23 protein-coding genes and 3 pseudogenes are annotated in these 22,900 nt (G+C 68.8%); 19 read left to right on the top strand and 7 right to left on the bottom strand.

Features of this window, described 5'->3' with window-relative positions; genetic code table 11:
• Positions 1-10 precede the first annotated feature (10 nt).
• From QA861_RS38120 to QA861_RS38085, 8 genes are all read left to right on the top strand, one after another.
• Positions 11-2,323 carry a carbohydrate binding domain-containing protein gene (locus QA861_RS38120; protein ID WP_334593361.1) on the top strand — a complete coding sequence of 771 codons (2,313 nt, stop codon included), beginning with the start codon at positions 11-13 and terminating at the stop codon, positions 2,321-2,323.
• 10 nt (positions 2,324-2,333) lie between these two features.
• Positions 2,334-2,765, top strand: coding sequence for a hypothetical protein (locus tag QA861_RS38115; RefSeq protein WP_334593360.1), 432 nt, complete (start codon positions 2,334-2,336; stop codon positions 2,763-2,765).
• Positions 2,765-3,358, top strand: coding sequence for a hypothetical protein (locus QA861_RS38110; RefSeq protein WP_334593359.1), 594 nt, complete (start codon positions 2,765-2,767; stop codon positions 3,356-3,358). The genes QA861_RS38115 and QA861_RS38110 overlap by 1 nt, the downstream gene beginning before the upstream one ends.
• Before the next feature lie 14 nt (positions 3,359-3,372).
• The gene (locus tag QA861_RS38105; protein WP_334593358.1) at positions 3,373-4,443 is read left to right on the top strand and encodes a sialidase family protein; all 1,071 of its coding nucleotides are present in this window, start codon (positions 3,373-3,375) and stop codon (positions 4,441-4,443) included.
• Positions 4,444-4,505: 62 nt separating this feature from the next.
• Positions 4,506-5,288, top strand: a complete 783-nt coding sequence (locus QA861_RS38100) for a peptidoglycan recognition protein family protein (protein WP_334593357.1) — start codon at positions 4,506-4,508, stop codon at positions 5,286-5,288.
• A 10-nt stretch (positions 5,289-5,298) separates the two neighbouring features.
• Positions 5,299-5,493: a hypothetical protein gene (locus tag QA861_RS38095; RefSeq protein WP_334593356.1), complete on the top strand. Its 195-nt coding sequence runs from the start codon at positions 5,299-5,301 to the stop codon at positions 5,491-5,493.
• Between the two features lie 9 nt (positions 5,494-5,502).
• Positions 5,503-5,775, top strand: a complete 273-nt coding sequence (locus QA861_RS38090; protein WP_334593355.1) for a hypothetical protein — start codon at positions 5,503-5,505, stop codon at positions 5,773-5,775.
• Positions 5,772-6,458: a collagen-like protein gene (locus QA861_RS38085; RefSeq protein WP_334593353.1), complete on the top strand. Its 687-nt coding sequence runs from the start codon at positions 5,772-5,774 to the stop codon at positions 6,456-6,458. The genes QA861_RS38090 and QA861_RS38085 overlap by 4 nt, the downstream gene beginning before the upstream one ends.
• A 134-nt stretch (positions 6,459-6,592) precedes the next feature.
• Here the strand turns inward: QA861_RS38085 and QA861_RS38080 are convergent, their stop codons facing one another.
• Positions 6,593-6,829, bottom strand: coding sequence for a GntR family transcriptional regulator (locus QA861_RS38080; RefSeq protein WP_334593351.1), 237 nt, complete (start codon positions 6,827-6,829; stop codon positions 6,593-6,595).
• Between the two features lie 153 nt (positions 6,830-6,982).
• Between QA861_RS38080 and QA861_RS38075 the strand changes: the two genes are divergently transcribed.
• Positions 6,983-7,183 carry a hypothetical protein gene (locus QA861_RS38075; protein WP_334593350.1) on the top strand — a complete coding sequence of 67 codons (201 nt, stop codon included), beginning with the start codon at positions 6,983-6,985 and terminating at the stop codon, positions 7,181-7,183.
• Complete coding sequence (locus tag QA861_RS38070) at positions 7,180-7,332, top strand: hypothetical protein (protein ID WP_334593349.1); 153 nt, start codon at positions 7,180-7,182, stop codon at positions 7,330-7,332. The genes QA861_RS38075 and QA861_RS38070 overlap by 4 nt, the downstream gene beginning before the upstream one ends.
• Before the next feature lie 878 nt (positions 7,333-8,210).
• Here QA861_RS38070 and QA861_RS38065 read toward each other — a convergent pair.
• Positions 8,211-8,351, bottom strand: a complete 141-nt coding sequence (locus tag QA861_RS38065; RefSeq protein ID WP_334593348.1) for a hypothetical protein — start codon at positions 8,349-8,351, stop codon at positions 8,211-8,213.
• 431 nt (positions 8,352-8,782) lie between these two features.
• On the opposite strand from QA861_RS38065, the gene QA861_RS38060 reads away from it, so the two are divergent.
• The 5 genes from QA861_RS38060 to QA861_RS38040 all read left to right on the top strand — a co-directional run bounded on the left by QA861_RS38060 (position 8,783) and on the right by QA861_RS38040 (position 14,330).
• Positions 8,783-9,034: a type II toxin-antitoxin system Phd/YefM family antitoxin gene (locus tag QA861_RS38060; protein WP_334593347.1), complete on the top strand. Its 252-nt coding sequence runs from the start codon at positions 8,783-8,785 to the stop codon at positions 9,032-9,034.
• Positions 9,022-9,420, top strand: coding sequence for a PIN domain-containing protein (locus QA861_RS38055; protein WP_334593346.1), 399 nt, complete (start codon positions 9,022-9,024; stop codon positions 9,418-9,420). Before QA861_RS38060 ends, QA861_RS38055 begins: the two co-directional genes overlap by 13 nt.
• A gap of 1,228 nt (positions 9,421-10,648) precedes the next feature.
• Positions 10,649-12,085 (top strand): carboxylesterase family protein, encoded by a 1,437-nt coding sequence (locus QA861_RS38050; protein WP_334593345.1) that lies wholly within the window; start codon positions 10,649-10,651, stop codon positions 12,083-12,085.
• 64 nt (positions 12,086-12,149) lie between these two features.
• Positions 12,150-13,172, top strand: a complete 1,023-nt coding sequence (locus tag QA861_RS38045; protein ID WP_334593344.1) for an alcohol dehydrogenase catalytic domain-containing protein — start codon at positions 12,150-12,152, stop codon at positions 13,170-13,172.
• A 108-nt stretch (positions 13,173-13,280) separates the two neighbouring features.
• Positions 13,281-14,330, top strand: a complete 1,050-nt coding sequence (locus QA861_RS38040) for an alpha/beta hydrolase fold domain-containing protein (protein WP_334593343.1) — start codon at positions 13,281-13,283, stop codon at positions 14,328-14,330.
• A gap of 30 nt (positions 14,331-14,360) precedes the next feature.
• On the opposite strand, the gene QA861_RS38035 is transcribed toward QA861_RS38040, so the two are convergent.
• Entirely contained in the window at positions 14,361-15,191 is an 831-nt protein-coding gene (locus QA861_RS38035) for a helix-turn-helix domain-containing protein (RefSeq protein ID WP_334593342.1), read from the bottom strand.
• 236 nt (positions 15,192-15,427) lie between these two features.
• On the opposite strand from QA861_RS38035, the gene QA861_RS38030 reads away from it, so the two are divergent.
• From QA861_RS38030 to QA861_RS38020, 3 genes are all read left to right on the top strand, one after another.
• Positions 15,428-15,823, top strand: coding sequence for an MmcQ/YjbR family DNA-binding protein (locus QA861_RS38030; protein ID WP_334593341.1), 396 nt, complete (start codon positions 15,428-15,430; stop codon positions 15,821-15,823).
• Positions 15,820-16,188, top strand: coding sequence for an MmcQ/YjbR family DNA-binding protein (locus QA861_RS38025; protein WP_334593340.1), 369 nt, complete (start codon positions 15,820-15,822; stop codon positions 16,186-16,188). Before QA861_RS38030 ends, QA861_RS38025 begins: the two co-directional genes overlap by 4 nt.
• 120 nt (positions 16,189-16,308) lie before the next feature.
• On the top strand, positions 16,309-17,622 hold the full coding sequence (locus QA861_RS38020; RefSeq protein ID WP_334593339.1) for a replication-associated recombination protein A: 1,314 nt from the start codon (positions 16,309-16,311) through the stop codon (positions 17,620-17,622).
• A gap of 309 nt (positions 17,623-17,931) precedes the next feature.
• On the opposite strand, the pseudogene QA861_RS38015 reads toward QA861_RS38020, so the two are convergent.
• From QA861_RS38015 to QA861_RS38005, 4 genes and pseudogenes are all read right to left on the bottom strand, one after another.
• Positions 17,932-18,141, bottom strand: a pseudogene (locus tag QA861_RS38015) (AraC family transcriptional regulator); the annotation flags it as partial.
• A 111-nt stretch (positions 18,142-18,252) separates the two neighbouring features.
• Entirely contained in the window at positions 18,253-19,677 is a 1,425-nt protein-coding gene (locus QA861_RS38010; protein ID WP_334594978.1) for a family 43 glycosylhydrolase, read from the bottom strand.
• A gap of 68 nt (positions 19,678-19,745) precedes the next feature.
• Positions 19,746-19,868, bottom strand: a pseudogene (locus tag QA861_RS47305) (IS110 family transposase); the annotation flags it as partial.
• Positions 19,869-20,157: 289 nt separating this feature from the next.
• Positions 20,158-21,588 (bottom strand): family 43 glycosylhydrolase, encoded by a 1,431-nt coding sequence (locus tag QA861_RS38005; protein ID WP_334594977.1) that lies wholly within the window; start codon positions 21,586-21,588, stop codon positions 20,158-20,160.
• A 359-nt stretch (positions 21,589-21,947) separates the two neighbouring features.
• On the opposite strand from QA861_RS38005, the pseudogene QA861_RS38000 reads away from it, so the two are divergent.
• Positions 21,948-22,067, top strand: a pseudogene (locus tag QA861_RS38000) (VapC toxin family PIN domain ribonuclease); the annotation flags it as partial.
• Positions 22,068-22,900 lie beyond the last annotated feature (833 nt).

The raw sequence follows: 22,900 nt of genomic DNA, 5'->3' as shown, positions 1-22,900 counted from the left end.
GGGTGGCGCGATGACGCGGTGTGCGGTGGAGGTCGGGTTCGGGAACACGATCACCGACAGCAGCATCACCTGGACCGACATCACCCAGTACGTCGACATCCAATCCTCGGGCATCAGGATCGACAACCGGGGATCACAGACCGAGCAGTCGGAGACCCAGCCCAGCACATGCAGCCTCGTGCTGGACAACTCCGACGGTCGGTTCACTTCGTCGCGGACCGGTAGCCCGTACTACCCGAACGTGAGGAAGAACGCGCCGATCCGGGTGTCGGTCGTCACGGTGTCGAAGAACTTCATGCCCAACCCGTCGTTCGAGTCGGGTGTGTCGGAGTGGGTGAGCTCCGGCACGCCGACCCGGGTCACGGACGCCACGCACGTGCAGGACAGTGCGACCGCAATGAAAGTCACGTGGGGTGCGGTGGCGTCCCAGACGATGACCTCCCCGGTCATCTACGGCCTGGACATCGGCACTCGGTACACGTTCTCCGCCTATGTGTGGGTGCCGACCGGTGACGCACCTGTACGGCTGACCGTGGCGGACGTGACGACCGGCGCGCAGTCCACACTGTTCGACCAGTTCCAGCGGCTCACCGTGTCCTGGACCGCGACGTCGACTTCCCACCAGGTGCGTGTCGGGGCGATCGGTACACCCGCCGCCGGTGACGTCGTGTGGGTGGACGCCGCCCAGATCGAGGCGGCCAGCAGCGCCACGGCTTTCGACAGCAACGGCGCCCAGGTCCACCCCAGGTTTTTCGGCATGGTCAACGACTGGCCCACCAAATGGACGGGCCTGTCCTCGACGGTGTCGATCACCTGCACTGATGTTTTCAAGCGGCTGTCGCGCACGCCGGCGCTGCGGCCGATGCTCATCCAGGAGGTGCTGCTGGACGGGCCGCTCGCCTACTACCCGATGGGCGAGACCTCGGACTCGACGAGTGCCGGCGACGAATCCGGCGTCCTCGGGTCCAGCTCGCTGACCATCCAGCAGAAGGGATCGGGCGGCAGCCTGACCTTCGATTCCAGCGGCGGCCCGGCCGACACACTGAACGCGCCCACTTTCACGCCGGACGACAGCGCCAACGGGAAGTACCTGCGGGCGACTTTGGGTGAGGCGTTCACCGACGCCTCCGTCACGAACTTCGTCATGATCGAGTGCTGGTTCAACACGATCACCCGGGGCCGGAACATCCTGACGGTGTTCACCTCCGACGAGGGCCGCTACATCATCTTCTACCTCGCCGCTGCCACCGGGTTCCTGACCGTCGAGACCCGGAACCCGACTTCCGGCGGGGCCGTCACCACCACCGTCGGCGCCGTGGACCTGGCCAACGGCGGTGTGCACCACCTGGTGTACGACTCGGAGACCAAAGAGATCCTGATCGACGGGGTCAGCCTCGGCACGTTCTCCGCGATCCTCACCCTCGTCAATTTGGACACCCTGCACGTCGGAGCCAGCCAGAACGGGTTCCAGCTGTGGCAGGGCTCTGTGTCGCACGTCGCCCTGTACGCGACGACGTCGCTGACGACGGCGACCCTGGCCACCCACTACACCACCGGCCTCAACAACCACACCGGGGAGACCGCGGACCTGCGAGTCGCACGCCTGGCGTCCTACGTGGGCATGACCGTCCTCGCGCAGGGCAGCGGGTTCAGCCAGATCGTGCGGCAGGCCGGCCTCGGCTCCAGCGCACTGGACCACATGCGGGAGGTGGAGCGCACCGAGGCCGGGCGGCTCATCTCCTCGCGTTCGTCGGCGCAGTTGGTGTTCCAGGGCCGCTCGCTGCGCAGCAACCCGGTGCCTGCCTTCACCGTCGCCTACGCGGACCTGGAGACGAGGGAGGTCGAACTCGCCGACGACGACCAGAAGATGGTCAACACGCTGCTGCTGTCCCGGCCGACCGGGTCGCAGACGCGGATCGCCGACAAGGCGGCGATCGCCGCGTACGGGCCGTATGAGCAGACGCTTGAGCTGTTCACCATGACGGACGAGGCGATGGTCGACCGGGGGAACTGGATCGTCTCCCGGTACGCGGACCCGCCGCCGGAGCTGCGGACCGTGCCCCTGGAAGCGTCGACGCTGGGGCTGACCGCTTACCGGCAGATCCTCGACGCCGACGTCTCCAGCGCATTCACCGTCACCTCGCTGCCCGCCGAAGCCCCGGCATCGTCGCTGACCTGCACCATCGAGGGCTACTCCGAAACCATCACGCAGAACCAGCACAAGTTCGGCCTGTTCGCCTCGCGGACCGATCTCGACACCCGATGGGTCCTCAACGACTCCACCTACTCGGTGCTCGGCACCACCACCCGATTGGGGTTCTGACATGGTCGCCGTGCAGCGTGCCGAAACCTTCTACCTGCCCCCACCCACCATGCCCGCCGATGTGTGGGACGGGCTGCCGGCGGGCGAGCGAGTTCTGCGGTGGACGGAGATCCACACACAACGGCGTCTGCCCGACATCCCGCGCGAGCAGACCTCGGAGCCGCTGTATGCGCGCATCGACGCCGGCCGGTGGATCGCCGAATGCGACTGCGGTGCCGGGCACGTCGTCAGCCCCACCGACCCGCACATGCTGTGCACCGTCTGCGTGGACGGCTGGCACCCCGTCGTCTTCCCCGCCTTCCCCGACGCCATCGAGGCACAGATCGACCACCAGCCCAGGCGCCACCAGTTCTGGTACCACCCGGCGGATGTCCGCTGGCAGGCGGAGCGGCGCCTCCTGGAGGCGCAGGCCGCCGCTGAGGCGCAGGACGGGGACAGCTGATGTCGATCATTGCAGCGCCCCGCACGTGGGTTTCCGGTGAGGTCGTCACCGCCACGCTCGTGAACACCGAACTGCGCGACCAGTTCCAGGCACTCCGCAACGCCGTCAACTCCTCCGCGTCGACCACCGTCGCCAACACGACCACCGAGACGGTCGTAGCCGTCTACTCCATCCCCGCCGCCCAGGCCGCGGTCGGCTCGATCTACCGCATCACCGCGTTCGGGAACATCAGCTTCCTCGCGTCCACAAACCTCACCTGGCGCCTGCGGATCGGCGGGGTCGCCGGCACCGCGCTGGCCACGATGGGCCCCACCCCCGCGTCCGGCACCGGGCAGACCTTCAAGGAATTCCACGTCCGCGGGAACGTCGTCTGCCTGACCACCGGCGGCAGCGGCACCTGGTACGCGGACTTCCACGAGATCCGCAACTGGACGCAGGCCGGTTCGGTGGGCGACGTGCAGCTGGCGTCCAGCGACGGCGCCATCACCCGCGACACCACCGCGGCGAACGACTTGGTCCTCACCGCCCAGTGGGCTGCGGCCAGCGCCTCCAACACCCTCACCGCCCGGCAGCTCGTCGAGCGGTTCGTCTGAGAGGACACCCCCCTGTGTCGGTCCCGTTCACCGCAAACGGCGACGGCTACGCCGCCTACCGCATCCCCGTCCTCACCCTCGCCCCCGACGGCACGCTCCTCGCCATCGCGGAGGGCCGTAAGGCCAGCAGCGCCGACAGCGGCGAGATCGACATCGTGTCCCGCCGCTCCGTCGACGGGGGCGCCACCTGGGGACCGCTGTCGGTCGTCACGAGCCACGGCGCCAACACCGCCGGCAATCCGGTGGTCGTGACCGATCCGGCGTCCGGGGATCTCGTCCTGGTGTCGTGCGGCCACTCGGGCACCGTGACCGAGGCGGACATCATGAAGGGGCTGGCGACCCGGCAGGTGTATGTCCAGCGCAGCGTGGACTCCGGTGCCACCTGGTCCACGCCCGTCGACATCACCACCCAGGTGAAGGCGCCGTGGATGCGCTGGTACGCGACCGGTCCCGGCCGCGGTGTCACGGTCACCGGCGGCGCCCACCCGGGACGGCTCGTCATCCCGGCCAACCACTCCCGGGCCCCCGCGTCGGGGAGTACGGACACGGGGGCGGAGGGCAAGTATTTGGGGGCGCACGCCATCGTCTCGGACAACGGCGGCCACACCTGGCAGGTCACCTTCACCTCGTCGAACCCGACCGGCGCCCTGAACGAAAACGAATCGTGCGTGGCCGAACTCCCTGATGGGCGGCTGTACTTCAACGCCCGTGACCAGGGCGGCACGGTGGCCGGCACCCGTGCGGACACCTATTCCGCCGACGGAGGCACGACCGTGCAGTCCGCCTACCGGGTACAGGGGACGATCACCACGCCGGTCGTGCACGGCAGTCTCCTGCAGGTACCGGGCGGCCCGCTGCTGTACGCGGGGCCGGAGCATCCTGACGGGCGCGTCACGATGGTGATCCGCCGGAGCGACGACGGCGGCCGCACCTGGTGGACCTGCCGCAAAATCTCCGGGTTGCACGCCGCGTACTCCTCGATGGCGATGCTCGACCCGGCGACGGTCGGCCTGCTGTACGAGACCGGCGACTGGGGGCCGTATGACCGCATCGAGCTGGTCGCCGTGCCCGTCGCCGAACTCTGACGCTCGCCCACCCCGCTGCCCCGCGCCATCCGGCCGGGGCTTTCGTCATGTCTGGAGGTCTGATGGCCTGGTACCCCGGCGCCACCAGGATGGAGCTCCAACCCGAGTCCGACTCGCAACCGGCGATCCGACCTACGCAGTTCATCGTGCACAGCATCGTCGCCCCGTGGACGCCGCAACGGACCTACGAGTACTGGCGGGACTCCACCAACCTGGAGTCGCACTTCGGGCTCGGCTACGACGGGAGCCTCGGCCAGTTCATCGGCACGCAGACCCGCGCGGATGCGAACGCTGCCGCGAACCTGCGGGCGGACGGCACAGGCGCGGTGTCGCTGGAGTCCGCGTCGAACTTGCAGGCGTCAGATCCGTGGACGGCCTCGCAGGTCGAGGCACTCATCAAGCTCGGCGTGTGGCTGCACCAGGAGCACGGCATCCCCCTGCGGATCTGCCGCAGCGAGAGCGACCCGGGCTTCGGCTTTCACCGCCTGTTCAACGCATGGAACCCATCGGCGCACTCGTGCCCAGGCGACGCCCGCGTGGACCAGTTCTACAAGGTCGTGTTCCCGGGCATCGTCGCCCGCGCGGCCGGCACCACCACCGAGGAGGACGACGTGGCACTCACCACTGAGGACATCGACAAGGTCGCGCTGGCGACGGCGAACAAGCTGATCGCGGGCGGCGGCGTGCTGGAGAACAGCGACGTGGACCGGGTCGCGAAGGCGGTCGCCGCGAAGCCGGTCGCGCTCACCGACGCGCAGGTGCAGGCCATCGCCGCGAGCCCCGTGCTCGCCGAGGCCATCGCCGAGAAGGTCGCGGCGAAACTCGCCGCCAGGCTCGCCAACTAGGAGGCATCCCATGAAGATCTCCAGCATCGCCAAGAGCATCGTTGCCGGTATCGCCGCCGGCGCCACCGCGGCGGTCACCGCCGTACAGGACGGAGCCCTGTCGACAGGGGAGGGCGTCACCATCGTGCTCGCTGTCCTCGGCGCGTGGGGCATCACCTACGCCGTGCCCAACCGGCAGACGGGCCCTTCCTCGCGCAACCTGTAGGGAGCCACCTTGACCGACACCACCATCGGCGCGGTCCTGGCGTGCGTGGCTGGGCTCATCGGCTCGGTGGTGGTGTACGTGGGGAAACGCGGCGAGAACTCCACGACGCGGTTCAACTCGGTGACCGACCAGGTTCAAGAGGAAGTGATCCGGAAGACAGCTGAGTTGACGGCCGCGCAGACCGAGGTCGGCGTCCTGCGTCAGCAGCGGCACGACGACCTCATCAGGATGACGAAGCTTGAGATAGAGATCATTCGACTCGGAGGAACCCCGCCCCCATGACCCGAACAGAGCGAACGATCGTCCAGCACTGGCGCGGTCTCGCCACCTTGTGCGCGATCGTCGCCCTGTTCGGGATCGCGTGGGCGACATGGCACCGCGTAGACGCCGACCGGACGGCATCGGACCGGCGGTATACGGCCGTTGCCCAGGAGGCCGACAAGCGCGGAACCGCGGTGAGCACGCTGGCCGGCGACGTGCGCGCACTACGGGCGCAGGTACAGGCACAGGGCGAGACGCCAGTCGCACCGGACCCGACGAAGGCTGTCGCGGATCTCCCGGACCGGGCGGAGGTGCCGGTGCCGATCCCCGGGCCGCCCGGTCCGGAAGGCGAGCCAGGCTCGCCAGGCCCCTCTGGTTCGCCCGGCCAGGACGGCACGGACGGTGTCGGCTCACCCGGCCCAACAGGGGCTGCGGGTACGGACGGAGCGGCCGGTTCCCCCGGTTCCCCTGGTCCGGCCGGGCCGCAGGGCGGGCCCGGTCCTGCAGGCCCACAAGGCGAGCAGGGGCCGCCCGGAGCAGCGGGCCGTGACGGGCAGACCTGTCCGGACGGGTACAGCCTCCAGGCCCCGGCCGATGACCCAGACGCCCTCGTCTGCCGACGTGACGGCGCACCCAACCCGGGCAGCAGTGACGCCCCGGGCCCGCTCGCCGCGGGCCTTGACCCCCGACGCCAATACCCGTAATGCCCTGGGTGTAGCAGACCGTGTAATAAAACAACGCCGATCCTTACACCAGACCCGCGACCGCGGCCCCGCTCTCCTCGGAGGGCGGGGCCGCTTTCGTGCGTCCAGGGGTAGGCGCCGGTGAGCACCCCCGGCTACTCCTTGGGCAGTTCGGTGACGAACGTGCCGATGCCCGGCTGCATCTGCGCGAGGCCGGCCGCCCGCAGCTCGGTGAGCACCCGGCGGGCGGTCATCTGCGCGATGCCGAACTCACCCTGGATCGCGAGGACGCCGGGCAGCTGGGCCCCGGGCGCGTACGTCCCGTCGCTGATCCGCTCCTCGATGACTGCGTAGACCTGCTTCCACCTCGGCACGTCTGGCTCCCATTCCATGATCGTGACGCTAGGCAACGTCATCGAACTGAGCGAGACGAGTTAGCCTGACTCGCCTATCCACCCTAGCTAGCTAGGTCTACGCTGCGGGGATACAGGTAGCCCCCGCGCCGTGTGACCGGCCGGGGGCATGGACGACTGGTTGGAGTCGACATGGCAGAGAATCCCACAACCGCACCCGCGCAGGACACCCCCGGCGCCTACGGGTACTGCGCCTGGCACCAGGCGTTCGCCTCGGGCGTCCGCCTGATCCAGGTACAGGAGCAGGGCTCCGGCCCCGGCGGCGGCGCGTTCGCCTGCCGGCCGTGCCGCGAGTCCTACGGCCTGGTCCCGTTCGCTGACCGCCCGCTGTGAGCACCGACGACAAGTCCCCCGAGTGCAGCCTGAACGCGCACCACTACTGCACCGGCCCGAAGGTCATCCGGCGCGAGGGGGCGCCCGCCTGGGAGGTTCCCATCATGGTCCTGAAGTGCGGCTGCACCTGTCACCGTAAGCGCCGCTGAACTCCCGCCCGCCCCGCACCCCGTGACACCTGGGGCGGGCGGGACCAGGCCCCGGCCGGACGCCGATCCGGTCGGGGCCGACCCATGTCCGGGCGTTGCGTCACCCTCCTCCAGCGGTGGAGGAGGGTGGAAGTCGCCCCACGCGCAGGCGGAGGGACAACTTTGCGGAGATCCGCAAAGTTTCCGGAGCCCGCGGGCAGCAAGGACCGCTCCATGTCTGGACGGAGGGGCTTTCGGTTCCTCCACCGCTGGAGGAACCGAAGACGTCCGCTCGTTGTGGTGTGCGGGGGAGTGCGAGACAATGGATAGGCCCTGTTCAGGGTGCACGTGGACCCTCGCGATTGCGTGAGCGGTGCGTGAGCGGAGGTCCCGCAGCACCCCGGAATGGCCGGAGTGAGCCAGAGACTCACCCCGATGCCACCAGGGATTTTCGGAGTGGCCGGAGCGTCCCGGAGTGAGCCAGCGTGAAACCTTGGGACTCATAATCCGTCGGCCGTGGGTTCGAGTCCCACCCGCCCCACTGTGCACGTCTCTGACCTGCGGAAACGTCTCATCCGGGGTGCGGATTCAGGGCGTTGGCCCACGGGGCTGAATCCGCTGCGCGTGACTTCAACTCTGCGGCCGTAGACGTTAGTTCGAATCGCTCTGACCTGCTCTGGCGTGGTGGCCTGGATGTTGGGCACGTCTCGGTGGTCGACGTTTTGAGGGGCTGCACGCCCGATTCTGGACGCTGGCTGGACGCGAGGAATCGCAAGTGGCGTCTGGTGTTTTTTGGGTCGGCCCTCTGCCCAGGGTGGCGTGTGGGTGCGGTGGTCGGTTTGGGAGGGCTGCCCCGAGGCGAGCGGCCCGGACAGGAAACGGCCCAGCGCGTCCTTGCCTCATGCCGCGGTGTGCGCACCCCTGTCGTGTCGGGACACCGCCAGGTAGCCGACGAATCCGATGATCGCGGCCGTCCAGGCGAGGGTGGAGGGCGGCAGGCCGAGGTCGTGGCCGCCGTGGGTGCGGGAAGGGAGTGCCATCCAGTCGGCGCTCCGAGGGGGCGGGGGATGACCTGCGCGGTCCAGAAGGCGGCGACTGCGCCCAGGGTGCCGAAGCGGTGGGCCAGGACGGGTGCGCAGATCGGAAAGGAGGCAAGGATGGAGCATGCCTGCGGCGCCAGATCTTGCCTGACTTGGGAAACGATGCGTCGGCCGTGAGTTCGAGTCCCACCCGCCCTACCGCTCGTTAGGTGAGGGGAAACCCTCCGCTTCGCTTCTGAAAGCTCGTGAAGCTGAAGTACCTCAAGTACTGTGACCTGCGATGATGTAGTGATCGGAGATGCGGCGAACCATGACGAAACCGTGTTCAAGGGACGCGGGGTTCAGGACGGGGGCGGGCGCTCGCCGGTCGGGACTCCTGCCAGCCCTCCACGTGTCTTGTCGAGCATCAGATTCTCTGAGAAAATGAGGTCATGAAGACGATGACCGCTACCGAAGCGTCACGGAACTTCGCCTCCGTGCTGGACAGTGCGGAACGCGGGGAAACCGTCGTGATTACGCGCGGAGGCAAGCGTCTGGCCGTGCTCGCTCCCGCACCCAAGGCCACGGGACGGGCAGTGAAGGACGCTCTCATGCGTCATGTCGGCACGCTCGACGATGCCTTCGAGGATGACGTCACCGCCACCCGTGACCTGCTGACCCTGGACGACCCGTGGAACGACTGATCCTGGACACCGGCGTGCTGATCGCGATCGAGCGCCGGAAGGTCTCCCTCGACCAGGCGCTGGCCGACGATGACGATCCGGCGATCGCCGCCATCACGGCGGCGGAACTGCTCCAGGGCGTGGAACTGGCGGACGACACCAACCGGGTCGCCCGCCAGTCCTTCGTCGATACCGTCCTCGCCACCATCCCGGTCGAGGAATACACCGTGGATGTGGCACGTGCGCACGCGCGGCTGCTCGCCCACGTCCGCAGAGCCGGTCAACCTCGGGGCGCGCACGACCTGATCATCGCAGCCACCGCGCTGACCACCGCCCGCGCGGTGGTCACCCACGACAAGCGGGCACGCTTCGACGACCTTCCCGGCGTTCGGGTGCGTCAGTTGTGACGGGTCTTGGACGATAGGCCCTTGACAGGCGGCTGGGAGTTTCGCCCGCGTTCTCGATAGTTTGTCCGGCGAGTTCGTGGATGCGGCGCATGGCGGCTTTCTTGTGCGCAAGGACGTACGGGTCCCAGCCTGATACTCGCCAATGGGACTCAAGGCCCGTAACGCGTGTTTACCTGGTCTCGTAGCGTCGGTGCGGCTTGGTCGCCAACTGCCGCCAGACGTGCCCCACTTACGCAGAACGGCTTGTCTCATACTCCCGGTACGCTGGGTGTGCGAGCCGAGGGCGGAAGGGGGGCAGTGACGTGAACGAAGAGTTCCGGCTGCTGCTTCCGTGGCTTGAAGATGAGACTTCTGAGATCCCTGCTGACCGCACGACGCCGACGGATGCCTCGTGGGACGGCGGGCTGGGCGCGTCCATCCAGAGCGGAGTCGTGGCCGACGTTCTGAGCCGAGCGTATGCGGCCGCCGCGCAAGAACTGCAAGGCCGGCAGCGATGTGAGACTTCGGCAGCGTTCCGGCCGATGAACCCGTGCCCTGCTTTTGTCTATCGGCACGAAGATCGAAGCGTGTCCGTGCGGGCGCGGGAAACGGTGCGAGCGGCGTCCCTGTTCGACCTCTACCAGGACCTGTGTGGACACTGTCGCCCTCGCTGTGTTCCATCTGCGATGACATCCAGGGGTGGGGAAACTGCCCCAAGTGGAAACCGCCCGGACGGGTTACTCGCCCCTCTTGGGTAGAGCCCTGCGGTTCGGCCGTCAGGCCGGTGTGACGGCCGACCCTGCACTGTTTCTAGGGCAGGTACGGCCCCCCGAGAACGAACCTCAGAAGATCAACGAAGCCCTCCCCCCGTCACGTCACACCACACCCGTCGCCTTCTGCGGCCGACTCGCGTCCCTGGGCGAGGCCAGGAAGAGCACCGCCCGATGCAGCAGCATGATCAGCGGGCATGCTCGGGCCCGCGAGCTGCGCCGGCTTTCCTAGGAAAGTCAGCGTGTCGAGCCAGGGAACCGGTGACGGCAGGGCCTCGGGTCGCTCTTGCCTGCCCGGCGGCGATGGGCCACGAGGAGAAGAGGAGGATCAGGCAAGTGTCGCCTGATGACCATCGGGTGACCGCTGTCCGCCGGGCGATTCATCGGAGTCCAGGTGATGCTGGGGGCGTCAACGCGAGCGATCAGCCGCCGACACGCCGCGCGAAACACCCGAACCGCTCCGGAAGGAATCTCACGCCATGACCGAGACCGCGCCCAAGGCTCCGACTGCACCAGGGGTGCGGTCCTGGTGGGGAATCCCGTACGCCACCGCCGAGCGGTACCGCCGCCCCGTGGTCGCGGGCTTCGATCCGAGGCTCCCGTACGACCGGAAGGGCGTCGTCGCGATCCAGCCCGACAGCGGCGACTGGCTCGAAGCGGACAGCGGGATGGGCGAGGACTGCCTGAACCTGAACGTGTGGGCCCCCGAGCAGCCGGCCGGGAAGACGCTGCCCGTGGCCGTGTACATCCATGGCGGCGGATTCGAGTACGGCGCGAACACGCAGATCACCTCGAACGCCGCCGGTCTCGCCGCGACGGGGCGCGTGGTGGGCGTGTCCGTCAACTACCGGCTCGGCGCCCTGGGTCCGCTCTCGCTCTCGCAGTACGGCGGGAAGCTCGCCGAGGCCAGCAACCTCTTCCTCCAGGACATCATCGCCGCCCTCACCTGGGTCCAGCGGAACATCGCCCACTTCGGCGGCGACCCCGACCAGGTCACGGTCTACGGCCACAGCGCCGGCGCCTACTCCACCTTCGGACTGCTCGGCGCATCTTCCGCCGACGGCCTGTACCGGCGCCTGGCCGGGTTCTCCGGCGGGCCCGCCCGCTCCATCCCGGCCTGGTGGGCTGAGGAACTCGCGCACTTGTTCGTCACCGAACTCGGCGTCGCGGACAACCCGGAGAAGCTGCTGGACCTCGACGCGCTCTCGCTGCGGGACGCCCTGCGCAAGGTCGCCCCGACGGACCTCGGAGTCCGCGGCGGGGTGGACAACAAGGCCACCGGCGTCGTCCTGGACCTGGGGCAGCCCGGCGCGGTGGTGCACGCCCACCCCATGGACGTCCTCGCCTCGGGCGCGCACCGCGACGTCGACATCCTGCTGAGCATGGCCAGCGACGACATGGGCTGGTGGGTGGCGAACGACCTCGACCGGTTCGACCCGGGCACCGTCGACCGCGTCGTCGACGAGGTCGCGGGGTGGCGTATCTCCCGCTCCCGCGCGCAGAAGATCGTCGACGCCTACGACCAGGGCGGCCGTACCCCGGCCGAGGTCCGCGCCGCGGTCATGGCGGACTACCTCTTCGCGATCCCCGCCGCCCGCGGCGCCCTGGCGCACGCCGCCGCAGGCGGCAACGCCCACCTCCTCCTGATCGGACCCGCCGAGGGCGCGCCCGCCGTGCACGGCACCGAGATGTACGCCCTGGTCGGCCAGGAACAGCCGGGCCGCAGCGCGGAGCAGGCCGAGCGGGACACCCGTATCCGCGACATCGTGCTCGACTTCGCCACCGGCGAGCACTCCCGCCTGTGGCCCGCCGTCACGGACCAGCCCACCTCGGAAACCGTCGGCAACTCTCCCTTCGAGGGCACCGCCCACTACCAGCAGGTCCTCGACCTGTGGGAAGGCATCGACCGCCCCTGACGGCCGGCGGGCGATACGGAAGAGCGCGGGGGACAAGGGGACAACACGGAGTGAGGTACGCGACATGAGCCAACCGACAGCAGCCGGCGACGCCGCACCGGCGACGATGAGGGCCGTCGTCGTCACCCGGCCCGGCGGCCTGGAGGCACTGGAGATCAAGGACGTCCCGGTGCCCGTCCGCAAGCCCGGCTGGGTGCGGATCAAGGTCAAAGCGTTCGGCGTCAACGAATCCGAGGTCTCCACCCGCAAGGGCGAGTCCGATGCGGAGGTCACCTACCCGCGCATCCCCGGAATCGAGGGCGTCGGCGTGGTCGATGACGCCGACGAGGACAGCGAACTGCGGCCGGGACAGCAGGTGGCCACGATGATGGGCGGCATGGGCCGCGCCTACGACGGTGCCTACGCCCAGTACGTGACCGTCCCCGTGGCACAGGTCATCCCGTTCGAGACCAGCCTGCCGTGGGAGGTCGTCGGTGCGCTGCCGGAGATGTTCCAGACCGCCTACGGATCGCTGACCACCGGCCTGGACCTCAAGGCCGGGCAGACGTTGCTGATCCGAGGCGGCACCTCCACGGTCGGGCTGAGCGCGGCCACGATCGCGAAGGATCTGGGAGCGACCGTGCTGTCCACCACCCGCACCGCGGCGAGGTCAGGGGAACTGAGAGCCGCAGGCGTCGACCACCCCCTCGTCGACAACGGCACCCTCGCCGACCAGGTGCGCGAGCTGATCCCGGACGGCGTCGACGCCGCCCTGGAACTGGTCGGCTGCTCGGCCCTCCCCGACACTCTCAACGCCGTCCGCCGCCACGGCACGGTCTGCTTCACCGGAGCCCTGGCGGGCCAGTGGACGATCCCCGACTTCAGCCCGTTCATGATCCCGGGCGGGGTGCGGCTGACCTCCTACAGCGGTCAGGCCGCCGACCTCCCGGCCGACGTCCTCGCCCACCAGCTCCAGGCCATCGCCGAAGGACGCCTCCACGTCCCGGTCGCGAAGAGCTACCACGGCCTGGAACAGGTCCGCGATGCCCAGGCCGACCTCGAATCCGGAGCCACGCCGGGCAAGCACGTCGTCGTCCTCGACGACTGAAACCTGATCGCGGGACGCGACAAGGTCATCGCACACATCGTGCGTGGTGGGTGCCTCAGCACGGCGGTGAGCGTCGCCGCTCCCCGTTGGTTCCGAAGGAGAGAAGAGATGACGGACCAGACAGCAGCAGACTTGTTCGGTGCCACGACCATCCGGCCCCCGTTGGACCCGGAACTCGCGCCCGTCGAGGAGGCACGGGGGGCCGTCTTTCCGGCCCTGACGGACGAGACCCTGCAGGAGATTCGGCAGCAGATCGCCGCGGGATCCCCCGGGTTGGATTCGGAGGCTCTGACTGCGGGCGGCAGAGTGCGGGTGGAGGAGCGCCAGGTGCCGGGGCCGGAAGGCGAGTCGGACATCACGGTGCTGATTCTCAGCCCCGTCGAGGACCGAGGTCCCAAGGGAGGCATCCTCAGCCTCCACGGTGGCGGGATGATCATGGGGGGACGCCGGGACCACGTGAGTCATCTCCTTCCCCATGTGATCGAGGGGAGTGCGGTCGTCGTGTCGGTCGAGTACCGACTGGCGCCGGATCACCCCGATCCCGCGCCGGTCGAGGACTGCTACGCGGGGCTGGTGTGGATGGCGAAGAACGCGGCCGAGCTCGGGATCGACCCCGAGCGGCTCATGATCGCCGGAGTCAGTGGCGGCGGCGGCCTCGCGGCGGGGACCGCGCTGCTCGCCCGCGACCGCGCCTTTCCCTCGCTCAGCCACCAGGTTCTGATCTGCCCCATGCTCGACGACCGCTTCGAGACGCACAGCAGTCGCATGGTGGACCGCGAAGGCGTATGGGACCGTCACAGCAACCTGTACGCGTGGACCTCCGTACTGGGCGAGCGGCGCGGCGGCCCGGACGTGTCGCCGTACGCCGCGCCGGCCCGCGCCGAGGACCTCAGCCGGCTGCCACGCACCTACATCGACACCGGCTCGGCCGAGGGGTTCCGCGACGAGATCCTGAGCTACGCCGGCCGTCTGTCCGAGGCGGGAGTGAGCGTCGATCTGCACATGTGGGGCGGGAGCTTCCACGGGTTCGACATGACGGTGGATCATGCGGCTGTGTCGCGCGCTTCCAGCGCGACCCGTGAGGAGTTCATCCGGCGGGCCCTTGACAGTGAGCGGTGCGACAACGCGCAGACTGCGAAGACAGCCATTGCCTCCTGACGGGCAAGCCCGGCGTTCGCCGCGTTTCCGTCAAGCGTCGGTCCTCGCTTCGTGAGCCGCGTAGGCGGCCGGGGTGAGGCCGGTGCGGTCGCGGAAGAAGCGGCCGAAGTTCGCGGGGTCGGTGAAGCCGAGGTGGACGGCCACGGTCCGGGCGTCCCACCGGGCAGCTCCCAGCAGGCGCCGGGCTTCCAGGAGGCGCCGCTCGTCGATGAGTTCACGTACCCCCTTGCCGGTGGCGTCCTGGGTGGCGCGGGTGAGGGTGCGGACCGAGCAGTCGAGCAACTCGGCGTAGTCCGCGGCTTGGTGCAGTTCGCGGAAGTGCAGCTCCAGAGCGTCCAGGAAGCACCGGTACCTGTCGGCGCGGCCGGTGCCTGCCGTGGCCGTGCCGGTGGAGGCGATGCCTTGGGAGTTGGCCAGGCGCAGCAGCAGCGATTCGAGCAGGCTGCGGCGCAGGGCGTGGTGGATGTCGAGGGGGCGGCGCCCCAGTGCGCGGTGTTCGTCCAGGAGTTGGAGTGCCGTCTGATGGAGCCAGGCGGTGTCGTCGGGGTGCGGGGTGAGCACGGCAGGGGCCTCGTGCGCGGTGAGCGGGGCCAGGAGGCGGGCGATGTCGGGCCTCAGCACGTCCGGTTCGAACAGGATGAACGGGCCGCGGGCCGCGCCGGGCGGATGCCAGCACTGCGCGTGCCCGGGACGCACCCACAGCCACTGGCCGGGGGCAACGGTCCGCGTGACGTGGTCGACGTCGTGCCGCAGCTCACCCTCAGTGACGGCGATGAGGTAGTGGAAGGTGGCGCGGCCCGGCCGGGGTGGGTTCCACGGCCAGTCGTCGTGCTGGGCGAAGAAGTCCTCGACGGTACTCACCTCAAGGCCGTACGGAGTGCCGACCGGGGGCTGAAAACCGAACAGCGGAACCGCAGCCGGACCGGCCGCGCTTCCGCTCGGGTCAGGGTGTCGCCTGTCGACCATCACGTGTCCGCAGCCTACTGCCTTTCTGGTTGGCTGCGGCGGAAGGATGGGACGTGCCGCCGCGCCCGCGCGGCGCGCCCTCCACGTCTTTCGATGCCACAGTCCGTCACCACTTGAGGAAGGGAACGCCCATGAGCGGACCGGCCCTGCACAAGACCGCTGCCGACTGCGCGGAGGAGCTCCCCGGAGCTCAGCTGGAACACCCTTTCGGTCCTGATTGGGAGGTCTTCAAGGTGCGCGGCAAGGTGTTCATGCTGATGACCGAAGTCCCGGGGCGGCCCGTGGTGATCCTCAAGGCGGATCCCGGTGAGGCTCAGGCCCTGCGGGAGCAGTACCGCCACATCACCCCCGGCTATCACATGAACAAGAAGCACTGGATCACCCTGGAGAGCGGAGACGGCGTCGACAAAGAGCTCGTCAGGGAGCTCGTCACCGACTCCTACCGGCTCGTCGTCGCCCACCTGCCCAAGGCCGAGCAGCCCGTCGACCCGCACACCTACGGCACCGGCACGCGGGCGGCCCGGTGAGCGCGGCCGGTGACCGGTTTCAGGACACCGCCCGACAGGTGGCCCTGGCCTTCCCCGACGTCAGCCACGGCTACCCCTTCACCCCCGGACTCGACGTGTACAAGGTCGCGGGCAAGGTGTTCCTGATCGTCACCGACGACCCGGACGAACAGATCATCACGGTCAAGTGCGAACCCGAGCACGCGCGGGCACTGGAGCGCGGCCACGCATCGATCACACCGGGCCGCTATCTCGACAAACGGCACTGGATCTCACTGGGGCCGGGACCCGGCATCACCGAGCGGCTGGTCACCGACGTGGTCGAGGACTCCTACCACTTGGCCGTCGAGCGGCTGCCGCGACGCGACCGCCCCGGTGCCCGATGAACGCCGCGACCTTCCCCACTAACGGCTGAGCCGACGCCTGTCAGTGCCCCGTGCAAGGCTCGTCATGCCCGCACACGTACGCACCTGTCCGCACACGTCCGCCTGCGACCCGAGAGACCGATGGAACCGACCGAAGTGACCCTGCCGCTCTTCGGCGAGGAGCCCTCCCGGCCCCTCGCCGACCGCCTGCGCCCCACCCGGCTGGAAGATGTCGTCGGGCAGGACCACCTCCTTGCCCCGGACGCCCCGCTCGGCCGCATGGTCGCCCAGCAGCGCCTCGGCTCCGCCATCCTGTGGGGCCCGCCCGGCGTCGGGAAGACCACCATCGCCCGGCTCCTCGCGGACGCCGGCAACCTGGCCTTCGAGCCAGTGTCGGCCACCTTCTCCGGCGTGGCCGATCTGCGCAAGGTCTTCGCCACCGCACGAAGCCGACGCGGCATCGGCCAGGGCACCCTGCTGTTCGTCGACGAGATCCACCGCTTCAACCGCGCCCAGCAGGACAGCTTCCTGCCCTACGTCGAGGACGGCACCGTCACCCTGATCGGCGCCACCACGGAGAACCCGAGCTTCGAACTCAACGGAGCCCTCCTCTCCCGCACCCAGGTCCTCGTCCTCAAACGCCTCGACGAAGCCGCACTGTCCACGCTCCTCGACCGCGCCGAACAGCTCACCGGTCACCATCTGCCCCTGGACGAGGACGCCCGCCGCGCGCTGATCGCCATGGCCGACGGAGACGGCCGCTACCTCCTCAACATGGCCGAACAGCTCCAAGCCCTCCCGGACACCGAAACCACCCTGGACACCGCCGGGCTCGCCCATCACATCCAGCAGCGGGCCCCGCTGTACGACAAGGCGCAGGAGGGCCACTACAACCTGATCTCCGCGCTGCACAAGTCGATGCGTGGCTCCGACCCGGACGCGGCCCTGTACTGGCTCGCCCGGATGCTCGACGGCGGCGAGGACCCGCTGTTCGTCGCCCGCCGCCTGGTCCGCTTCGCGAACGAGGACATCGGTATGGCCGACCCGCACGCCGTCCAGCAGACTCTCGCCGCCTGGGACGTGTACGAGCGACTCGGCTCCCCCGAGGGCGAGTTGGCGATCGCCCAGGCCGTCGTCTATCTCGCCACCGCCCCGAAGTCGATCGCCGTCTACCGCGGCTTCAACGCCGCACACCGATCAGCCCGGCACACCGGTTCACTCATGCCACCCGCCCACATCCTCAACGCCCCGACCCGGCTGATGAAAGACCTCGGCTACGGCGAGGACTACCAGTACGACCCGGACACAGCCGACGGCTTCTCCGGTGACGACTACTTCCCCGACGACATGGACCGCGAGACGTACTACCAGCCCACCCGCAACGGCTACGAAGCCCAGATCAGCGACCGGCTACGCCACTGGAACGCCCTGCGCGCCCGCCGGCAACGCGGCTGACCGGCCGCGCCCGCGACGTCTCCGCGAGGACCCTCGCGTCGGACTGCAGCACTGCCCGGCCAAATGTCGGGGACGACTCCTGCCGTCGTGGCGTGTCGTCGAGCACGCAGGTGACCGCGAGAACCGCGTCCCTCCCGTTATGACGTCAGTGGTGTATGCCGCAAGCGTAATAATTGCAGATGGGGGCTCGTGCGTGACTTGGAGGCCCAACCCGAGGGGGCTGTCCGGCCGTCTCGTGCAGTGCTCTGACCAGCCGCTGGGGCGGGACGGGACGGTCGCCGACCGACGGTCGGTCCGCCGCGCAGCCGCAGGCGCCAGCGCATCCTCCGCCTCCAGCACCTGGGCGAACCAGGCGGACAGCAGGTCGACCAAAACGGTGCCGAGGCGGGGTGCGTCGTACGGCTGGAGGACGTCGGCCCGCTGTTCCAGCCCGGTGAGGAACCCCGTCAGCAGGGCGCCCCCCTCCCGCTCCGACAGCCGTCGCCCCAACAGCTGTTGGACACGGGCGGGCGGCAGGGGGTCCCTGGGCACGTCGTCGCTTCGGAAGACCGTTCCGATCATGTTCGGGCCAACCAACGGAGGCCGCCTTCGACACCGGTCCGCGGCCCCGGTGAGAGCCGTCCGCACGTGCTACTGCGCGTAGAACGTGGCGTCCGCCCGGTCCGTGGCCGTGCTCGGCGTCTGCACGTACAGCAGGTAGTTGAAGTGGCGGACGTAGCGGCCGGGTGAGCCGTACGACTCGTAGGAGACCCCGGCCGAGTCGGACAGACCCGCCCGCTGGTAGAAGGTGGCTTCGGACGCGAACTGCGCCGTGCCGTCGTTCTTCTGTAGCCATACCTCGGAACTCGCGTTGCTCCGCAGGTAGTAGCCGGGGAAGTTGGCCGACTCCAGCGATACGGTGCCGCTGCCGGTCAGGCCGGTGACCACGCGGAACTGCGAGTCCGCCAGCGGGCTGACGTTGGCGTCGATGCGGCCGCGGTAGTCGAAGTGGCGGATGAAGCGGTCCGCGAAGTTGTACGACGAGAAGCGCTGCGGGGTGACTCCGTCGGCCACCGGGATGCCGAAGTCGGGGGTGCCGTCGGCCTTCCAGTACACCTTCTGGACGCGGGTGCGGCGGTTGGGGTCGTTCAGCGGGTCGCCGGTGATGTCCTTGTAGCTGCGGTCGTGGTAGACGAGGATGTCGGACTTGCCGTCCTCGGAGACGGTGAAGGAGTTGTGGCCCGGACCGTACTGCGAGGTCGCGTCGCTCGTCTTGAACACCGGCTGCGCACCCTTGGCCCAGGAGGCCGGGTTGGTCAGATCGGCCGTCGATGAGGCGGTCAGCATGCCCAGGCAGTAGTTGGAGTCGGTCGCGCTGGCCGAGTAGGTCATGAAGACCTTGCCGCCGTGCTCGATCACCGCCGGGCCCTCGTTGACCTTGTAGCCGACCGTCTCCCAGGACAGCGTCGGCTGGGAGATCTCCGCCGGAGTGCCGGTGAGTGTCCAGGGGTCGGCCATCTTGGCGATGAACAGGCTGGTGTTGTTGTTCTCGGCCGGGTTGCGCTGGGCCCAGGCGAGGTAGCGGACGCCGCCCACGACGAAGGTGGTGGCGTCGAGGGAGAAGCTTTCCCACGTCGTCTTGATCTGGCCCTTCTCGGCCCAGGTCGCGGTGAGCGGGTTGGCTCCGGTGCCCTCCAGGACGTACATCCGGATCGCCCACTGGTCACTGGTGGAGCCGGCGGCGAAGTACACGTACCACTTGCCGCTGATGTAGTGGATCTCCGGTGCCCAGATGTGGTTGGCCATCACACCGCTGGCGTGCTTGGTCCAGATCGTGGTCTCGGGTGCCGTCGACAGGCCCTGGATGGTGGTGGCCCGGCGCAGCACGATGCGGTCGTACTCGGGCACGGTCGCGGTGAAGTAGTAGTAGCCGTCGGTGTGCTTGAAGATCTGCGGGTCGGCGCGCTTCTCGGCGATCGGGTTGGTGTAGGTCACGCCGGGGGAGGCGGGCACGGCCGCGTGGGCCATGGTGCCGGGTCCGGCGAGACAGCCCACCAGGGCGAAGAGGACGGCCATGAGCAGCCGTACGGCGTTGCGTCTCAAGGGTTGCTCCAGTTTACGGGGGGGTGCCTCTATGTCTTTCGTCAAGCGAGGCGTGGGGTTCGGGGTTGGTAGAAGGTGCCGTCGCGGAGCATCGCGAACAGGACGTTGCTGCGTTGTCTGGCCAGGCGGAGAAGGGCCTGTGTGTAGGTCTTGGAAGACGCCTGTCTCGTCGTAGTCGTTCAACCCGTCCTCCCGAACGGGGCGTGCGGTGCTGGCCTGGGCGTTGGCGTCGTGCGCGCATCCACGTTATGCAGACCTGCCGCCCGCAAACGGCCGGGCATTGCGCTCGGCCGGGCGGTAGTCGGACCTCTCATCAGCGTCTCCAACGGCGCCTCTCGGGCCCGGTGGCACACCACCCCCCAGGTCATCGGTTCGACAGGGGGGAACAGCCATGCCGGACCCGGAGGCCAGCGGTCCTCTTGCAGGACCGCGGAAACCATAACGGGGGGGAGGTCAGGTCGTGGGGACGAGGCGCCACTGCTGGCAGTTGTTGTTCAGCCAGGTCCACAGCCGTACGTTCGTCCCGTTCGCGGTGCCGCAGTTGGCGACGTCGGCGACCTTGCCGCTGTTCTCGTTCACGATCCGCACGTAGTCGCCGGTGGCCGTGTAGACCAGCCTGAACTTCTGGCAGTTGTTGTTCAGCCAGGACCACTGCTGGATGTTCGTGCCGTCGGCCGTCGCGCAGCTCGCGGTGTCCATGACCTTGCCGGTCGCGACGTTGACCAGCCGGCTGGTGTCGTTGCCGAGGTCCTCGACGCGCCACTTCTGGTTGGCGCCGCCGGTGCAGCTCCACTGGAAGATGTTGGTGCCGTCCGCGGTGTTGCCGCCCTCGACGTCCAGGCACTTGCCGCTGTTGCGGTTCACCAGGGTGTACGCGGTCGGGGTCGTCGCGGTCTCGCCCGAGGGGCCGGGCAGCGTGGTGCCGAGCGCCACCGGGGTGCCGAAGTTCGGGGTGCCGTCCGCGTTCCAGGTGAACTTCTGCGCCCGCGTCGTACGGCCGTTGCCGCAGCCGCCGTTCGCGGAGTCGTTGGCGTGGTAGACAATCCAGTTCTCGGTGCCGTCCGGTGAGGTGAAGAAGCCGTTGTGGCCGGGGGCGTAGACACCTGCCGCGTCATCGCGCTGGAAGACCGGCGTGGACTTCTTCGTCCAGGAGGCGGGGTTCAGCGGGTCGGTGCCGGTCAGTTCCAGCTGGCCCAGCTTGTAGTCCGCGGTCGCGCAGTAGCTGGCGGAGAAGGTGAGGAAGGTGCGGCCGTCGTGGTAGAGCGGCTCGGGGCCTTCGTTGACCGCGCCGCCCGAGGTCTCCCAGCTCGCGGTGGGGCTGGAGATGATCGTGAAGGTGCTGCTCGCCAGCGTGTACGGGTTGCTCATCGGCGCGATGACCAGGCTCTGCTTGCTGCCGTTGATGAAGCCGCTGCCGATCAGGTACAGGTTGTTGTTGTTCTCGAGGACGGTGGCGTCGATGAGCCAGCCGCCGGGGGTGAGGTTGGAGCCGCTGAGCTGGTTCTTGTAGGTGTACGGGCCCATCGGGTCGGTGCCCGCGCTCTCCAGGACATGGGTGCGTTGTGAGTCGCAGCAGGAGACACCGCTCTGTCCCGCGGAGTAGTACAGGTACCAGTGGCCGTCGAGGAAGTGGATCTCCGGCGCCCAGATGTTGGTGTTGCGGGTGGAGGTGGTGTCACTCCAGATCTGGACGCTGGCGGCCGTGGACAGTCCCGCCAGGGTCGGCGACTTCCGCATGGTCAGCACACCGGTGAAGGAGGTGGTGACCAGGTAGTAGTTGCCGTTGTAGTACTGGAGCCAGGGGTCGGCGCCCTTTTGCGACTTGATCGCGTTGGTGTACGGCTGGCCGTCGGCGGCGGTGGCCGGGGTCGTCGCCGACACCATGGCGATCAGTACGGCGAGCACGCAAAGGATCAGGGATCTGTGGCGTCTGGCGGGGGGCTGCTTTGACATCTTTGGCATGCGGGACCGTCCCTGTTCGTGATTTCGAACGTGGTTCGTAAATTCGGTCAGAAGATAAGCGGGGGCAATGATTCCGTCAACGTTTTCGTCACACGCGCTTTACCTGTGCGAATCCGTCCCGCGTACCAGGCGCGACGGAGCCGCTCACCGGCCGGCTCACGTCAGCCTGATGGAGCAGTCCGGCGTGCTCCTCAAGCACCCGTTTCAGGGCGGGAGTTGAAGGGGTGCGCGCGGGGCCGGCCGAGGCCGGCTGCTCGGCTGGCAACCTGCTCCTCCAGACCGATCTGTTGGTGTGTGCGACCGCGGTCCACCACGGGCACACCGTTCTCCACGTGGACAACGACTTCGTGACAGTGGCCGGAGTGCCAAAGGAAGTTCAGCAGCGGGATGCACGAGTCTGATCTCCTGGAGCCGGTTCACGTTGTCGGTCCTCTGAGCGCAGCCGTCGCGCCGTCCAGATCCGCGAGCCGTGCGGCAAGGGTGGCCTCCGCGAGCCGGGGCGGCGGTGCGGCGTTTGCTGAGGCCGCCGGCCGCGTCGGCGCCGTGACACCGGGCAGCAGCTCGTCACGTTCGCGCACCCCGTCGCCGCTTCGAACAGCGCCTTCACGCCCTCCCCGGTTCTGGTGACCCAGATCACTCGATCACTCCGGTGTTCGTCTCGTCCGACCCGCAACCTGGAGGGGCCTCGGACGTCTGTCGGAGTGGAAGCGCCTCCAGCACCGGGCCGCCGCAAGGGAAGCCACCCATGACGGGCGGTCAGCCGACAGACAGACACCGATGATTCGAGGACCGACCATGTCAGCACGTCACACCGCCGTCCGCAGCTTCCGCTCAGGCCGGGTCCGCATTGTTCTGGGCACCTCCGCTGTGGGAGCCGCGCTGGCTCTCGGCGGGTCCGTCACCGCCCACGCCGTGACCGGCGAAGCGGCCGTCTCCGCCGATACGGCACAGACGCACGCGGCCTCCTCGGCGGCGTCCACTTCCGCCGCGAAGCACGCCAAGCCCTACGTGTCCGGGTCGGAGACGCCCGCTGTGAAGGCCTCGGTGAAGACCGGCACGGCGCGGAAGCACGCGTCTCCGGTTGCGCAGACCACGGCGTCTCGGGTTGCGCAGACGACGGCGTCTCGGGTTGCGCAGACGACGGCGTCTCCGGTTGCGCAGACGACGGCGTCTGCGCTTCCGGGGGGAATTGTGCCTGCGGGGTCGGTGGGCTAAGCCGCCAGGGCTCTCCGGG

Origin of the sequence: Streptomyces sp. B21-083 (assembly GCF_036898825.1) — a bacterium.
Taxonomy (GTDB): Bacteria; Actinomycetota; Actinomycetes; order Streptomycetales; family Streptomycetaceae; genus Streptomyces.
The sequence above is the reverse complement of the archived record's forward strand: the minus strand, read 5'-3'. Positions and strand labels throughout refer to the sequence as shown.

Bases quoted from the DNA above. Each gene is read 5' to 3' on its own strand.
- QA861_RS38120 (WP_334593361.1), top strand. From the start codon at position 11: ATGACGCGGTGTGCGGTGGAGGTCGGGTTCGGGAACACGATCACCGAC.
- QA861_RS38110 (WP_334593359.1), top strand. From the start codon at position 2,765: ATGTCGATCATTGCAGCGCCCCGCACGTGGGTTTCCGGTGAGGTCGTC.
- QA861_RS38100 (WP_334593357.1), top strand. From the start codon at position 4,506: ATGGCCTGGTACCCCGGCGCCACCAGGATGGAGCTCCAACCCGAGTCC.
- QA861_RS38095 (WP_334593356.1), top strand. From the start codon at position 5,299: ATGAAGATCTCCAGCATCGCCAAGAGCATCGTTGCCGGTATCGCCGCC.
- QA861_RS38085 (WP_334593353.1), top strand. From the start codon at position 5,772: ATGACCCGAACAGAGCGAACGATCGTCCAGCACTGGCGCGGTCTCGCC.
- QA861_RS38080 (WP_334593351.1), bottom strand. From the start codon at position 6,829: ATGGAATGGGAGCCAGACGTGCCGAGGTGGAAGCAGGTCTACGCAGTC.
- QA861_RS38075 (WP_334593350.1), top strand. From the start codon at position 6,983: ATGGCAGAGAATCCCACAACCGCACCCGCGCAGGACACCCCCGGCGCC.
- QA861_RS38065 (WP_334593348.1), bottom strand. From the start codon at position 8,351: ATGGCACTCCCTTCCCGCACCCACGGCGGCCACGACCTCGGCCTGCCG.
- QA861_RS38060 (WP_334593347.1), top strand. From the start codon at position 8,783: ATGAAGACGATGACCGCTACCGAAGCGTCACGGAACTTCGCCTCCGTG.
- QA861_RS38050 (WP_334593345.1), top strand. From the start codon at position 10,649: ATGACCGAGACCGCGCCCAAGGCTCCGACTGCACCAGGGGTGCGGTCC.
- QA861_RS38045 (WP_334593344.1), top strand. From the start codon at position 12,150: ATGAGCCAACCGACAGCAGCCGGCGACGCCGCACCGGCGACGATGAGG.
- QA861_RS38040 (WP_334593343.1), top strand. From the start codon at position 13,281: ATGACGGACCAGACAGCAGCAGACTTGTTCGGTGCCACGACCATCCGG.
- QA861_RS38030 (WP_334593341.1), top strand. From the start codon at position 15,428: ATGAGCGGACCGGCCCTGCACAAGACCGCTGCCGACTGCGCGGAGGAG.
- QA861_RS38020 (WP_334593339.1), top strand. From the start codon at position 16,309: ATGGAACCGACCGAAGTGACCCTGCCGCTCTTCGGCGAGGAGCCCTCC.
- QA861_RS38010 (WP_334594978.1), bottom strand. From the start codon at position 19,677: ATGGCCGTCCTCTTCGCCCTGGTGGGCTGTCTCGCCGGACCCGGCACC.
- QA861_RS38005 (WP_334594977.1), bottom strand. From the start codon at position 21,588: ATGGTGTCGGCGACGACCCCGGCCACCGCCGCCGACGGCCAGCCGTAC.